This is a genomic window from Janthinobacterium silvisoli (assembly GCF_014200725.1).
GTDB lineage: Bacteria > Pseudomonadota > Gammaproteobacteria > Burkholderiales > Burkholderiaceae_D > Janthinobacterium.
The window spans coordinates 1-14,849 of the sequence record NZ_JACHCL010000001.1; the positions used below are offsets into that span (position 1 = coordinate 1).

Below are 14,849 nucleotides of genomic sequence, written 5' to 3' on the forward strand. Positions count from 1 at the left end.
CTGGATACGGCCACATCAGTTCAATCACGGATTGGCACCGGCCGTCACCGAAGAAAAACTTAACGTAGTGTCCGGGATGGGTTGACCACTACAAAACGTCGTTCGATACACGACCTCGTCGGGCTTCATTTGGAATGCCTCTAACTTGCCGACAACATGCCAGGACTCATTCAGTTCAGCCTGTCCGGAGCTAAGCGCAATCGCACGCTCGATACTCAACCTATCTTCTGCCGCCAAGAGAGGCGCAAAGGCCTCAGTGACGATGGGGTCCCCGGCCAGTAACTCCGTAAATCCGGCATCTGGACTATTGTTGTCCTCTTGCCAGCCCGAATTGAGAGAATCCCAAGTTAAGCGCGCGCTAACAACCGGACCGATTGTATTAGCTTGTACCGCAGGGCCATCGTTCACAACTTTCGGGACAGTCAGCTCGAACACCGCCTCGTCGTAATGAAAAAGAAGCACATGGCGTCGCTTCTCAAGAAGCGCGTAATAAAGGCCACGCGAATCATTTCGAAGAACTTCCTCGTCATGAGTCGAGCAACGGTCGTGCGGTAAATACCATGCGGAGCCGCCGATGTTATTCCATCTTTCCTCCTCGTCACCATGGCCATATTGCAATATGTTCCGAGCCCAGTTCAAGCAGATGATGTCGCAATTGGAAAGGCCTGGCTGCTTAGAAAACGTGTCGGCACGGTATTGACGATAATCTAAATGGCGCGGATTGGGGTTGAGCTGGATATGGACTAGGGTAGCTCGGTCTGTTAGCTGTCGGCACAAATCACGGTTCTGCGGCAGAGTAAAAGCATCGGAGCAGATTATTGCCGAAAGACCAAGCAAATTGTCGGCATTCTTAAATTGATAGATGACGCTGCCGATTTTGAGATGCTCGTTCTCGAGAAAATGCGGGTCGCGGGATGGGCCAGTTTTGAACTGGAAAATAACCACTTTTCTGGCATTTCCTGTCGCGTCGTTCGTACAAAAACAATACGCCACAGCGTCATAGTAGGTGCCTTGGACAGCTGGCCCATCAATGGGTTCATGAATGACTGTGCACCGTCCCGCCACACTTGCTGTGAACTGCTTCAACGCGGACGGAGTCAGGCTTTCACATCCCAGTATCCATATCGCCCGGGCTTGGGGAAACACCTCCTCAAAAATGCACGCCTCTAGAGTCTCAATCGGCACACAATATTCGGGAGCAACCGCGAGCTGATTTCCTCTTTCCGCGGCTAACGTGAGAAATCGCTTACAGCGCAAAGCGCCATCACTTCCCAGCCAGTGGCCAATTCGTCGCTCATCGGCAAAAATGGGACCAGACGGCTGCAGCAACAATCCCCGATAGCTCTGATGGGTCGGCGCAAGTACCTCAAGTTCCGTTGGCATTAATCCCACTTCCCGAAGTACGTCCGCTACTAGTCTGCATCTAACTGCCAATATATACCCCGCAAAAATTTGATGTAAAATATAAATCTATTTCCTGAGTGTACATTTTTTACTCAATCAAATTTACACCAATTGTCACACTCAAATTTTCCTTCTTACTTTTTTGAAACGACCGTACCATATTCGAGATAGTGAACCTAGCAGCGCCGTTTGCGGAGAATGAATGGTGTATTTATCGAGCATTTTTAAATTTTTCAGGCCACCTAAGCAAAACGATGACCTAACCATATCAAAAGCCAAATTGGATGCAGGGGAACCGCTGCGGATTGTATCGGCGTCCGACGCTGACGCCGAATTCTTAGTGACCTCGTACAGCAGAGCCACATCCGAAGGTACGGTCGCCCAGACTTCAGACGTAATACGTTTTATCGAACAATGTTTAAGCGTCTCGAAGAGAGAGAAAAAGCACGGGCCACATCAACATCCGTTCATTGCAGGTCAACCGCCAACAAGGCCCGTTGACGACATTTTTATTATTAAGGTTGATGAAATTTCCATTGGGGTTCTCTGGCTACGTGACCACAATGATCGAAATATAGCCCCCGAATCGTTTGGAGAATTAATTTTCCTCTGGTTTCGTCCGGAACTTCGAGGATTTAAGTGCTGGCCTCACGTCGACAGATTTGCTAAAAGCTGGGTACAGGAGAAAAAGAAAACCTGCTTGGTCGGTCGATGTTTGAGGCCTTCCAGACGAATGGCTGAACTATTTGAACGTTCCGGCTATCAATTGGAAGGGATGTCGCCAAAGGGAATGAGCGTACACATCTGGAGGCCAGCGAGAAAAGCTAAGCGCTGGGCTTGAGCAATATTAAATCCGATACTTAGGCTGAACACTGAATGGTATTACGTTTATCATACGTGGCAACTTGGACCAAGCCCTAGGTATTTCGTAAAACCGGCGAACCCTATAGAAGCAATGATTAATTCAATTCCTGGAAATTCGTCGCTTTAAAAATCAAAGTCTTACGTGCGAAGTTTAAACGAAAACCTCAATTAATCGGTAGTTCCTTAGGTTTTCAACAGAAAGCGGAAAGGTGTGCTCCGCCGCGCTTTTTGTGCCCATGACCACCAAATTTTTATCAAAAGAGAGATCTATGTCCATTATCAAGAATTCGTATATCAGCCCCCTCCATAGAAAAATCGTACATATGAGGCGGTCAGCTCGCTCTTGATTTGACAAAGATGGTTTTTTATGCCAAATAACAGTAGACTTCATGCCCAAGTTGCGTAACCGTCGAGGCTGATAGCGCTTGTGATAACGCGGTAGCGCTGTAGTGATTTTTGAAAGTGGTGTGAGTGCTGAGAATCGACGTATCGTCCCTGTTCATGACCATGACACTCAATCTGTTGATCATGGCAGTGGCCCTGCCTTATTTCATGGGGCGGGAAAACCGGGCGGCGCGTTACGCGCAAACTGGGATCATGCTGCAAACGGCAGGCTGGATTTTCCTGCTGTTATCGAGCACTTGCCAGCGGGGTGGCTGGGCCGACCAGCTGTTATCCATCCTGGCGATGGCCAGCGTATCGTCTGGCATGGTATTCAATGCCATGGCCTTCGAGCTATGGTGCGGCCGCAAGCCGACCGCCTACGTTCCCGCCATCATCGCCGTCCTCATGACCACCGGCTATGGTATCGGCTTTTCCCACTATGCATTTCGGGTCGGCTGGTCCAACGGCTTGCTGGCCTTGCAGATTGCCACCGTGATAGTGAGCCTGTGCCGCACCCCACAGATACCGATTGGACGCTGGCGCTGGTTACTGGTCATATCGTTGTCGGTACAGATGGTGGTGCTGGCCTTGCGCGGCGTGCTGGGCGCATTTTACACGGCCGAATTTCCGAATTTCTATGCACCCCACCTGGTCAACCAGATATTTGCCTTGTCATCCAACGCGATGATGGTGCTGTCCGTGGTGGCCATCCTGCTGGCGCACCGCGACGAGATGGCGCGCGAACTGGAACGCCTGGCGACACAAGACGGCCTGACGGGCGCCTTGAACCGCCGTGCCTGGCTGCTGCAGTCACGCATCGATCTGGCCAGCAGCTTGCGCTACCGCCAGCCTGTCGGCGTGCTGATGCTGGACCTCGATTACTTCAAGCAGATCAACGACACGCACGGCCATGCCGTTGGCGACCGGGCCTTGCAGCTTTTCGTGACCGGCTTGCGGGCCGTGAGCCGCGCCGGCGACCTGTTCTGCCGTTATGGCGGCGAAGAATTCTGCGTATTGCTCAACTGTGCCGACCTGGCCGCGGTGAAGGCTTACGACGAACGGCTGCGCCTCTGGTTGCAGCAGCACTCGGCGGGAGAGCTGGGCTTCGCGCTGTCCTACAGCGCCGGCATTGCGATGTGCCAGCGCGATGTCAACACCGGCATCGAGAGCGACACCATCGAGAGCATGCTGCAGCGCGCAGACATTGCCCTGTACCAGGCCAAGTCGCATGGACGCGGCTGTACGCTGGCCTGGTATCCCGTATAACACCAGCATCCATGCACCTTGCCAGACTGTCATCGCGCCGTCATATCGCAGCGGTACAGTCGCGTCCTTTGAATCTTTGTGAGGATGGCAATGAAAACAAATTCGATGGTGACCGCAATGGTCGCGGCGCTGGCTGGCGTAGGCCTGGCTGGCTGTAACGGCAGTTCCAATACGCCACAAACGCCAGCCATTCCAGAGGGCACCACAGTGACCCTGGCCTTGCTGGAAACCACGGACATCCATTCGAATGTGCTCGGCTACAACTACTATGCGCTGGCCGAAGATACCAGCCTGGGCCTGGACCGCACGTCGACCCTGATCCAGGGCGCGCGCGCGGAAAATCCAAACAATATCCTGCTCGACGATGGCGATGTCATCCAGGGCACCTTGCTGGCCGACCTGCAAGCCGTCGCCACGCCCGTGCCCTGTTCCGGCACCTTGGCCGTACACAAGGCCATGAATGCGCTCAAGTATGACGCAGGCGGCATGGGCAACCACGAATTCAACTATGGCTTGCCTTTCCTGTCGCAAATTACCAATACCGATTTCGGCATACCTGGCGTGGTAAAACCTGCCGGCACCTGTGGCGCGCCAGCGTATCCATCCGTGCTCAGCAACGTGGTTGGCGTAGCCAGCGGCAAGCCTATCTTCCAGCCCTATGTGCTGTTGCCCCGCGATTTCGCCGCCGTCGCGCCCGATGGCAGCAAGCTCAAGGTCAAGATCAATGTGGGCGTGATGAGTTTTGTGCCGCCGCAAATCCTCGAATGGGATCAAAAAGTGCTGGCAGGCAAGGTCAGCGTGACGGGCGTGCAGGAAGCGGCCAAGCAATATGTGCCCGAGCTGCGCAGCAAGGGCGCCGACCTGGTGGTGGCCCTGTCGCACGGCGGCTTGGACACCAGCTCCTACAGCCCGAAAATGGAAAACGGCAGCTACCACCTGACCACCACGGGCATCGATGCGCTGATGATAGGCCATTCGCACTTGATTTTCCCGCAAGGCAAGGAAAAAGGCGCGGCCGCGCTGGACGCTTCGTTCGCCTCCTTCCCGGCCAGCGCCAAGATCGACCCCGTCAACGGTTTCGTCAATGGCGTGCCGACGGTGATGGCGCAAAGCTGGGGCCGTCGCCTCGGTATCATCAAGATGACCCTGGCCTACCAGGGCGGTCGGTGGGTGGTGCAGCAAACCAAGACCAGCGTGGAATCGCGCGGCTTCAAGTACACCGATGGCACCACCCTGGTGCAAGCCGACCCCGCCATCGCACCGCTGGTCGCCACCGAACACGCCGCCACCATTGCCTACGCCAGACAGCCGCTGGGCATCAGCACGGATTTCGAAATGTCGGCCTATTTCGCGCTGGCGGGCGACGTCAGCGCGATCCAGCTGGTCAACCAGGCACAGCTGGACTATGTGAAAAATTTCATCGCCACCAGCACCGATGCCACCCTCGCCAGCTACAAGAACATCCCCGTGATTTCCTGCAGCGCGCCATTCAAGGCGGGCCGCAACGGGCCGTCCGACTTCACGGACGTGGCGTCTGGCGCCACGCCGGCCGCACCGGTCGGCTTGCAAGTGCGTAATCCTGGCGACTTGTATTTGTACAGCAATAACAATCTGCAAGCCGTGAAGATCAAGGGCTCGGACTTGCGTGCCTGGCTGGAAACGTCGGCCAAGCAGTTTGCCCAGATCGACCCCAGCAAAACGGCCGAGCAAGACCTGGTGCCCTCGTATGGCACGATCTATAACTACGACGTGTTCTACGCGGAAAACAATGCCTTGACGTACCAGATCGACGTGACGAAGCCAGCCGGCAGCCGCATCGTCAACCTGACGTACAAGGGCGCGCCAGTGCTGGACGGCGATGATTTCATCGTCGCCACCAACGACTACCGCGCCGGTGGTGGCGGCGCCGTGCCCGGCATCGATGGCAGCAAAACCATCATCAAGTCGCCGGACGCCAACCAGGCTGTCGTCAGCAATTACCTGGCCGCCCTCAGCAGCAAGGGTGGCAAGGTGACCCTGGCGGCGAATGGCAGCGCGCGCAGCTGGAGCTTCGTCAAGACAGCAACCAGCGGCCCCGTGATCCTTCGCTCGGCCCCCGGCCACCTGGCGCTGGCCAAAGGCAGCGGAATTGCCAACGTGGTGGCCGAAGGCGGACTAGACGCCAGCGGCTTTGCCAAATATGCAATTGACCTGAGCAAATAGATCTAAGTAAATAAGTAAAACAGGCCGGGGCAGGCTGCATGCCTGCTCCAGTCCCCGATTCCAGGAAGCAGACTACGATGAAACATTATCTGTCCCTCACCGCGCTTGCGCTGGCCGCCACGCTGGCCGCTTGCCAGTCATCCACGCCGCCAACCTCGGCCGAAATCGAGGCAAGCGCCATGCAGGCGCGCCAGGCCAGCGACGCCAGGGCCGAGCACCGCGTGCGCCACTGGGCCAAACAGGGCTTGCCCGTGGCCGAGCGCGAACTGGCGCTGGTCTACCAGCCCCGTGCCGAACGCCGCCACGAAGCTTTGCAGCTGTTTGAACAGGCGGCCCGCGCCGGCGACACGGAAGCGGCCTTCGAACTGGGCCAGATGCTGCGGCAAACACAGCCCGGGCAAGCCTGGCGGTGGTACCGCCAGGCGGCCGAACAAAAGCATGCCAAAGCGGCGCTAATGCTGGGCTTGCTGGCGGCCAATGGCGAAGGTGTGCCGCAAGACCAGGCCGAGGCCGCCCGCTGGCTGGCCGTTTCCAGCGAACTGGGCAATGCCCACGCCATGTTTTTGCTGTACAACGCCTACCGCGAGGGCCGCGGCGTAACACCCGACCTGCTCAAAAGCCGCGCGCTGCTGGAAGAATCGGCCCACCACGAATACCCGCCCGCCCTGCAGGAACTGGCAATGACCGTGCAAGCGGACGATGCCTTGCACGCCAGCCATTTATTGAAGGAAGCAACCGAACACCGGCATAACAACTGGAATAAGTTCTAGGCAGTGCTTGCCTGACGGGCCAGCATGGCCAGCCTGCCCAGCAAGGACCCATATAGCTCGGGTGCCGTGTTGCCATAACCGATCACCAGGCCATTGTCTTCGTCTTTCGGCGCCAGTGAAAAGCCGGACAAGGGCGAAACAGCCATGCCATAAGCCTGGGCCGCGGCGGCAATGACGCTGTCGGGAAAGGCTGGCGGCAGGCGCACGGTCAGGTGCATGCCGCAATGGCCGCCCTCTACCGTGTGCGGCACGTCAAAGTGATGGACCAGCGCCGCGCGCAAGGATTGCTGGCGGGCACGGTACAGCCTGCGCATGCGGCCCAGGTGGCGCGCATACTGGCCGCTGTCGATAAAGTGCGCCATGGCCAGCTGCTCGTGACGGTGTCCGCCGCGCAACATCGCCGCCAACGGTGCTTGCGCCACGGCCAACAACGCTGGCGGCAGCACCAGGAAACCCAGCCGCAGCGCGGGAAACATGGTCTTGCTGAAGGTGCCTACATACAGCACGGGACCATCGCCAGGCAGTCCCTGCATGGCGGCCACCGGTTCACCGGCGTGGCGAAATTCGCTATCGTAATCATCTTCGATCAGCCACGCGCCATGCGCGCGCGCCGCTGCTATCAGCTGCAAACGGCGCGGCACGGGCAGCACCGCACCCAGCGGATACTGATGGGCCGGCGTGGTATACACCAGGCGCGGCGGGTACTCACGCCAATCCTCGGGCGTGGCCGTCAGACCGTGTCCATCGACCCGCATCGGCAAGATCCGCAAGTCGCCCGCCTGCATGGCCGCCTTGATGCCGCGGTAGCCAGGATCTTCCACCCAGACAATATCTCCGGGATTCGTCAGTAGCCGCACGCACAAGGTCAGCGCTTCCTGCGCGCCTTCCGTGATGACGATCTGTTCCGCGCTGCAGCGCACGCCGCGCGCGACGGCCAGGTAGCGGGCAATCGCCGCCCGCAAGGCAGGCTCACCGGCCGGATCGCCATAGCCGAGTGCTGCCGTGTTGCCTTGATAAGCCACGTCCAGGGCCCGGCGCCAGGCGGCCAGCGGAAATTGCGGCAGCGCCGGTTCGCCCGGCCGCAGCGCCGCCGGCCTGTGCATCGCCAACGGTGCAGTAAACTGCGCCACGCGCCGGGCCAGCACGGGCGCCGCTGACTGCGCCGGCCGCTCTTCCCGGTGCGACTGGGCCGCCACTTGCGTGCCTTGCCGGCGCGCCAGCACATACCCTTCCACGGCCAATTGATCATAGACCGCGCTGACAGTATTGCGCGCAATGCCCAGGGTAGCGGCCAGGGCGCGTGAACCGGGCAGGCTGCTTCCGGCTGGCAATTCGCCACCGAGGATAGCGGTCTTCAGGCGTGCATGCAGTTGGCGCTGCAAGGGAGCGGCGTCGGCAGCGCGCGACAGCGGCAGTTCCAAAAAGGTTTGTGGATGCATGACATTGATCGTGAGCTAGTCTGTGGCACCATCAAATATACAGGATGTGGATCTTGTTATGGTGCCTCGATAGCCGTATCGTGCCTATCTGGAGCCGGCATGGTGCCGGTGCCATCCTGTAGAAAGCGCACCATGTCTTCCTTTTTCAACCAACTGCAGCAGCCGATAGGCGCCCCGCTCCCCGACTGGACTACCCGCCCCCGTCCTGAACGCATCAGTTTACAGGGGCGTTACTGCCGCCTGGAAGCGCTCGACGCCGGACGCCACGCCAGCGACCTGTATCAAGCCTATGCACAGGCGCCCGATCACAGGGGCTGGACCTATATGGTCAGCGGCCCGTTCACGGATGCGGCCGGCTACCGTGCCTATGCGGAACTGGCCGCGCAAAGCATGGACCCGCTGCATTTTGCCGTGATCGAGCTGCGTAGCGGACGCGCCGTGGGCACACTGGCGCTGATGCGCATCGACCCGGCCAATGGGGCCATCGAAGTGGGCCACGTCATGTTTTCTCCCAGGCTGCAGCGCACGCCGATTTCCACCGAAGCCCAGTTCCTGCTGATGCGCCATGCTTTCGACACCCTGGGCTACCGCCGCTATGAATGGAAGTGCGACCACCTGAACGCGCCATCGCGGCAAGCGGCGCTGCGTCTGGGCTTTCAATTCGAAGGGATCTTCCGCCAGGCCAGCGTCTACAAGGGCCGAAGCCGCGACACGGCCTGGTTTTCCATCATCGACAGCGAGTGGCCGGCCTTGCGCTCTGCTTTCCTGCAATGGCTGGCGCCAGACAATATGTTGGCCGACGGAGTCCAGCGACAGTCGCTGGCCAGCATGCGGGAGCGCTGCAGCCAGTCATTTTAATTAACATTCATTGCGCTGCGTCAATCGTGTTGGGGGTGATATCGTCGTCAGGCTATGATGGGTTTGCTGCCTTCGATGGCGGCGCCGGGATGCTGTCGGTCCCGGAAAGGATTACACTGAAATTGCTTTTTAGAAATTGCCATTCTGGACCAGCCCGGTGAGCTTCACGCATCCCAGCCAGTGTTAAAGAGCAGGTAGGGGAAAGGCGCGGAGATAAGCGTCACAACGCGCGTGCGCATCAGGCCGGTTCGTTGCCCTTCTCATTCAGAAAGAGTCCAATGAAAAAGCTCACCACCGCCGCTGGCGCGCCTGTCGTCGACAATCAAAACATCCAGACCGCGGGGCCACGTGGTCCCGCCCTGCTGCAAGATGTCTGGTTCCTGGAAAAACTGGCCCATTTCGACCGCGAAGTCATCCCTGAACGCCGCATGCACGCGAAGGGATCGGGGGCTTACGGCACGTTTACCGTCACGCACGACATCACGCGCTACACGCGCGCCAAGATTTTTTCAGCCGTGGGCAAGAGCACGCCGATGTTTGCGCGTTTTTCCACGGTGGCTGGTGAGCGGGGCGCGGCCGATGCGGAACGCGATATCCGAGGCTTCGCCCTGAAGTTTTATACGGAAGAAGGCAACTGGGACTTGGTCGGCAACAATACGCCCGTCTTCTTCATGCGCGACCCGCTGAAGTTCCCCGACCTGAACCACGCCATCAAGCGCGATCCGCGCACCGGTTTGCGTAGCCCCAACAGCAACTGGGACTTCTGGACTTCGCTGCCCGAAGCGCTGCATCAGGTGACCGTGGTCATGAGCGACCGGGGCTTGCCGCGCAGTTTCCGCCACATGCATGGCTTTGGCAGCCATACTTTCAGCTTCCTGAATGCGCAAAATGAGCGTTTCTGGGTCAAGTTCACCTTCAAGACCCAGCAGGGAATCCAAAACCTGACGGATGCGGAAGCCGAGGCGCTGGTGGGGCAAGACCGCGAAAGTTCACACCGCGACCTGTATGAAAGCATCGAAAACAAGGATTTCCCGCGCTGGACCCTGTACGTGCAGATCATGCCCGAAAAAGAGGCAGGCACCTACCACCTCAACCCCTTCGACCTGTCGAAGGTGTGGCCGCACGGCGACTATCCGCTGATTGAAGTGGGCGTGCTGGAACTGAACCGCAACGCAGAAAATCACTTTGCCGAAGTGGAGCAAGCGGCCTTCAACCCGGCCAATGTAGTGCCAGGCATCAGCTTTTCACCCGACAAGATGTTGCAGGGACGGCTGTTTTCCTATGGCGATGCGCAGCGCTACCGCCTGGGCGTCAATCATGCCCACATTCCCGTCAACGCCCCGAAGTGCCCATTTCACAGCTATCACCGCGATGGACAAATGCGCGTCGATGGCAACCTGGGCGGCACCCTGGCGTACGAACCGAACAGCAAGCAGGAATGGGCTGAACAGCCCGATTTCCGCGAACCGCCATTGAGTCTCGAAGGCGCGGCCGACCACTGGAACCACCGCGTCGATGAAGATTATTATTCGCAGCCGCGCGCCCTCTTCCGACTGATGACGCCAGCACAGCAGCAAGTGCTGTTCGAGAACACGGCGCGCGCCATTTCCGGCGCGTCACCCGAAGTCAAGGCCCGCCATATCGGCAACTGTACCCTGTGCGACCCGGCCTATGGCGCAGGCGTGGCGGAAGCGATTGGCAGACTGAGCAAGTAAGCATCAGCATTTGCGAGAACCGGCGTCGTTCAGACGCCGGTTCTTGCAGACGATGGATATCTCTAGCCCTGCAGGATATCGATCTGGCCCGTAATGTTCGTTTCCACGGCATAGCCCTCCACCTGGTGCGGCACGCGCTGCCGGACGGAGGCATCGCGCACATATAGCACGATGGTTTCCTCACCACGCATGTTTTGCCCCAGGCTCACACCTTCCACACCCTCGATGGCCATCAGGGCGCGCTCATTGCGCCGCTTCGCCGCTTCCAGCCTGCCGTGCGCGACGGAGGGCGCCACCATGCCGCCACTGTCGGGCAGGTAAGGCATGGCCGCGTCTTCGGCCAGCATATAAGGATCTTGCATGAATTTACTTTTTGACATGTTTTCCTCCTCTGTCGTGCGCAACGCTGCCGACAACACTTCATCATGGTGCAAAACAGGCGCTTGCGCAAGCCGGGATGCTACCCTGCCCATCGACGCTTGCTCAGGTGTACAGGTTGATATCTAACGCTAACACCACCCGCCGCATCTGGTTGGCAAACGTGATATTGCCGCCGCCGGCAAACAGCAGGCCGACCGGGTTGCGCTGCTGGTTCCAGGTCCAGATCGACGAACCGGAATCGCCGCCCGCGCTGAAGGCGCCGTTCAAGCCCTGGATCGCGATCTGGTCCTGGAATAGCGCGATCCTGCCGCTGCCGTAATTGACATTGATGGTCGCCCCCAGACCCGTGATGCGCCCCTGCGTCAGTTGCGTGGTACGCCCGGATTTGCCGACCAGCATGCCCAGCGCCGGCGCCACCAGCGCGCTGCTGATGCGGAAATAGGCCGGCACGCCGCCACTGAGAAACACCAGTTCGGGCCGCACGCGGTCTGGCCATGCCCAGCCGGTGGCGCAATCGACAAAGTTGACGCCACCGCTGAAATTGATCGGCACGAAACGTTCCAGGGTCGCAATCTGGTCCTGAGGACATTTTCCGCCGTCGATAGAGCCTGGCTGCACGATGCAATCGCCAAACGCGCCGCCATTCGAATTGGCCAGCACATGATTGTTACTGAGGATCATCAGGCGGCTGTTGCGCGGCGCGCTGCGGCCCACCGCCAGGCAGGCGATGCTGCCAGCCGTGATGCGGAAATGCCCTACCGATACGCCGCCCGGTGCCGGGCGCAGGCGAAAACGGTGCGGCTGGGCGTCGATCACACCGGTGACGACGATGTTGATGGGCACATTATCGCTGGCAATGGCACGGATGCCCATCGCTGACACGATGGCCGCCTTGGCCCGGTCGACCGAAGTCGGCTCGGCCACATACAAGGTCAGTGCCGGCAGGCCAGGCTCGCCCGACGAGCTATGGCTGGCGCCTTCACCCAGGCCGATCGACACGCCCTGGATATTGCCCGCGTCGTTGAACGCATCGGCGGCGCGTACGCCAGCCGCCTGCACGATGGCCGCGCGCATGCCGTCTTCGATGCTGCGCTTCATCTCCAGCAACTCCATGCCGACGCCGGCCAGGGCATCCTGGACTTCCGTCACGGACGCGCTCTCCACGCCGAATTCGCTCTCGCCGGGTAGCGAAAATTGTCCCACGGCTTCTTCATCATCGGCGCTTTGCGCCTTGCCGGTGCCGCCTCCGGGTGGCGTGCTGAATCCTTGCTCATTGCCCATCATTTTGTTCTCCTCGCGGGTGGTCTCCCATCAGCAGTGTGGGCCGCTAAGGAGCGCCGATATTGATCTGGATTCAAGGCTACGACGACCTGAGTACATCAGAAATAGTTTCAAAACAACCATACAAATAGTTCCACCTTTTTGCTTGAGCGAGATCAGGCGTGCGGCAGGGGTTGGCCTCCTTAGCTCCCTATACTGAGAGGTAAGGCTGGAATCGAGGGCCTGGCCACTGCACGGATGGGAGCAATGACGACATTTCGAACGACAGCAAAGACAACAAATGCGACAGCAAATGGCGACGCGACCGTCGATCACGTGGCTGATGGCTACGCCGATGGCGCGGCTATCGATGAAACATCGCAGCGTGCCCATCTCATGCGCCGCATGGAAGCGTTCACGGCGGAACACCGGGTAGATCGCTGGGATGGCACCTTCAGCGATTTTGTCACGCACATCCTGCCCGGCAGCGCCGCCCAGCTGGCCCGCAATGCACACCAATACCTGTGGGACATGATGCGCTGGAGCGGCCATGCCGATAGTGGTGGCCATTTCCGCTGCCGTTTGTTCGACGATGAACTGTTCGGCATCGATGAAGCGATCGACCGCGTGGCCGCCTATTTCAAGGCGGCGGCCGCCGGTTCCGAGGTGGGCCGGCGCATGCTGTTGCTGCTGGGTCCGCCTTCGGGCGGCAAATCAACCCTGGTGATCCTGCTCAAGCGGGGCCTGGAAGAATACAGCCGCACGCAGGAAGGCGCCGTATATGGCATCGCGGGCTGTCCCGTGCACGAATCACCGCTGCACCTGGTGCCGCAAACCATGCGTGCAGCCTTCCGCGACGGCTATGGCGCCGATATCCAGGGCGAATTATGCCCCCATTGCCGCGCCCGCCTCGAAGAGCAGCACCATGGCGACTTTTTGCGCATGCCCGTCGAGCGCATCATGATCTCGGAGGCGGGCCGCTGTGGCGTGGGTACCTATGCGCCGCACGACCCCAGCACGGCCGACCTGGCGGACCTGGTCGGCTCCATCGACCTGTCGAAAGTGGCGCAATACGGCGACGAAGGCGATCCGCGTGCCTGGTCGTGGTCGGGCGCCGTGTATGCGGCCAGCCGCGGCATGCTGGAAATGATAGAAATCCTCAAGGTCAAGCGCGAGTTCCTGTATCTGCTGCTGACCCTGACGCAGGAAAAGAATGTCAAGGTGTCGCGCTTCCCCCTGATCTACCTGGACGAATGCATCCTTGCACATACGAATCTGGCGGAATTTCGCAAGTTTTTGCAAGAAAGCGAGAATGAAGCCTTGCTCGACCGTATGGTGATCGTGCAAGTGCCCTACACGCTCAATTACCGCGAGGAAGCGCGTATCTACCGCAAGCTGATCCTGTCTGCCGCGCCCGCCTTCCGCAATGTGCACCTGGACCCGCACGTGCTGCACGCGGCAGCGGTGTTCGCCATTTTAAGCCGCATGCAGGAAGGCGAGGACAAGGAAAGCGAACTCGTCAAAAAACTGCGCATCTACGCCGATGAAGAAGTGGAAGACTTGAACCAGGCCGAAGTGCGGCGCCTGCGCGACAGGGACAAGGCGCCCGAAGAAGGCCTGGCCGGCGTCTCGCCCCGTTTCGTCATCAATGCGCTGTCGCACGCCATCATTTCCGCGCAACGCAACAGCCTCTCCACCATGGACGTGCTGCTGGCCCTGAAAGACAGTATCGAGAACGATGCGCGCATCGAGCCACGGCGCAAGCGCAAATGGATCGATTACCTGGTACTGACACGCAAGGATTTTTATAACCGCTGGGTCAAGGCCGATGTGCACAAGGCCTTGTTCGTGTCCTTCGAGCAGGAAGCGCAGGACTTGCTGAACAAGTATCTAGATGAAGTGGAAGCGATGCTGGACAACCGCCAGCTCCGTGACCCGATCACCAATGAAGAGCGGCGGCCCGATGAACGTTTCCTGCGCGCCGTGGAAGAGAAAATCCATATCACCGATTCCGGCAAGCAATCGTTCCGCCAGGAAGTGGTACGCAAGGCCATGGGCGCCTTCAAGCGCGGTGAACCATTTGGACTGGGCAGCCATGTGCAACTGCATGACGCGGTACAGCAATACCTGTTCGAACAGCGGCGCGACGTGCTGCGCCTGGTCAGTTCGGCCAAGCGCCCGGACGATGACGTACGGACCAAGATTTCCGCTGTCGAACAGCGCCTGGTCGATGAATATGGCTATGACGCCCACAGCGCGCGTGAAGCGCTCAACTATGTCACCACCTTGCTGGCACAGGAATAATG

10 protein-coding genes and 1 pseudogene are annotated in these 14,849 nt (G+C 59.2%); 7 read left to right on the plus strand and 4 right to left on the minus strand.

The window, feature by feature from the left end; genetic code table 11:
* Window positions 1–24: 24 nt before the first annotated feature.
* A complete protein-coding gene (locus HDE75_RS00005) occupies window positions 25–1,383 on the minus strand; it encodes a hypothetical protein (RefSeq protein ID WP_183678805.1) in 1,359 nt (452 codons plus the stop codon).
* A 223-nt stretch (window positions 1,384–1,606) separates the two neighbouring features.
* On the opposite strand from HDE75_RS00005, the gene HDE75_RS00010 reads away from it, so the two are divergent.
* The 4 genes from HDE75_RS00010 to HDE75_RS00025 all read left to right on the plus strand — a co-directional run bounded on the left by HDE75_RS00010 (window position 1,607) and on the right by HDE75_RS00025 (window position 6,890).
* On the plus strand, window positions 1,607–2,245 hold the full coding sequence (locus HDE75_RS00010) for a hypothetical protein (protein WP_183678807.1): 639 nt from the start codon (window positions 1,607–1,609) through the stop codon (window positions 2,243–2,245).
* Between the two features lie 494 nt (window positions 2,246–2,739).
* On the plus strand, window positions 2,740–3,918 hold the full coding sequence (locus HDE75_RS00015) for a GGDEF domain-containing protein (protein ID WP_311735133.1): 1,179 nt from the start codon (window positions 2,740–2,742) through the stop codon (window positions 3,916–3,918).
* A gap of 84 nt (window positions 3,919–4,002) precedes the next feature.
* Window positions 4,003–6,120 (plus strand): bifunctional 2',3'-cyclic-nucleotide 2'-phosphodiesterase/3'-nucleotidase, encoded by a 2,118-nt coding sequence (locus HDE75_RS00020; RefSeq protein WP_409254921.1) that lies wholly within the window; start codon window positions 4,003–4,005, stop codon window positions 6,118–6,120.
* A 77-nt stretch (window positions 6,121–6,197) separates the two neighbouring features.
* The gene (locus HDE75_RS00025; RefSeq protein WP_183678811.1) at window positions 6,198–6,890 is read left to right on the plus strand and encodes a tetratricopeptide repeat protein; all 693 of its coding nucleotides are present in this window, start codon (window positions 6,198–6,200) and stop codon (window positions 6,888–6,890) included.
* On the opposite strand, the gene pdxR is transcribed toward HDE75_RS00025, so the two are convergent.
* Complete coding sequence (pdxR, locus tag HDE75_RS00030) at window positions 6,887–8,329, minus strand: MocR-like pyridoxine biosynthesis transcription factor PdxR (RefSeq protein WP_183678813.1); 1,443 nt, start codon at window positions 8,327–8,329, stop codon at window positions 6,887–6,889. The genes HDE75_RS00025 and pdxR overlap by 4 nt on opposite strands.
* 132 nt (window positions 8,330–8,461) lie before the next feature.
* On the opposite strand from pdxR, the pseudogene HDE75_RS00035 reads away from it, so the two are divergent.
* Window positions 8,462–9,163 (plus strand): annotated as a pseudogene (locus tag HDE75_RS00035) (GNAT family N-acetyltransferase); the annotation flags it as partial.
* A gap of 302 nt (window positions 9,164–9,465) precedes the next feature.
* Window positions 9,466–10,902, plus strand: coding sequence for a catalase (locus tag HDE75_RS00040; protein WP_183678817.1), 1,437 nt, complete (start codon window positions 9,466–9,468; stop codon window positions 10,900–10,902).
* Between the two features lie 62 nt (window positions 10,903–10,964).
* Here HDE75_RS00040 and HDE75_RS00045 read toward each other — a convergent pair whose 3' ends face one another.
* Together HDE75_RS00045 and HDE75_RS00050 are read right to left on the minus strand one after the other, a co-directional pair.
* Entirely contained in the window at window positions 10,965–11,282 is a 318-nt protein-coding gene (locus HDE75_RS00045; RefSeq protein WP_183678819.1) for a hypothetical protein, read from the minus strand.
* A gap of 103 nt (window positions 11,283–11,385) precedes the next feature.
* Window positions 11,386–12,567 (minus strand): chymotrypsin family serine protease, encoded by a 1,182-nt coding sequence (locus HDE75_RS00050; protein ID WP_183678821.1) that lies wholly within the window; start codon window positions 12,565–12,567, stop codon window positions 11,386–11,388.
* A gap of 243 nt (window positions 12,568–12,810) precedes the next feature.
* On the opposite strand from HDE75_RS00050, the gene HDE75_RS00055 reads away from it, so the two are divergent.
* The gene (locus HDE75_RS00055; protein ID WP_260174194.1) at window positions 12,811–14,847 is read left to right on the plus strand and encodes a serine protein kinase; all 2,037 of its coding nucleotides are present in this window, start codon (window positions 12,811–12,813) and stop codon (window positions 14,845–14,847) included.
* Window positions 14,848–14,849 lie beyond the last annotated feature (2 nt).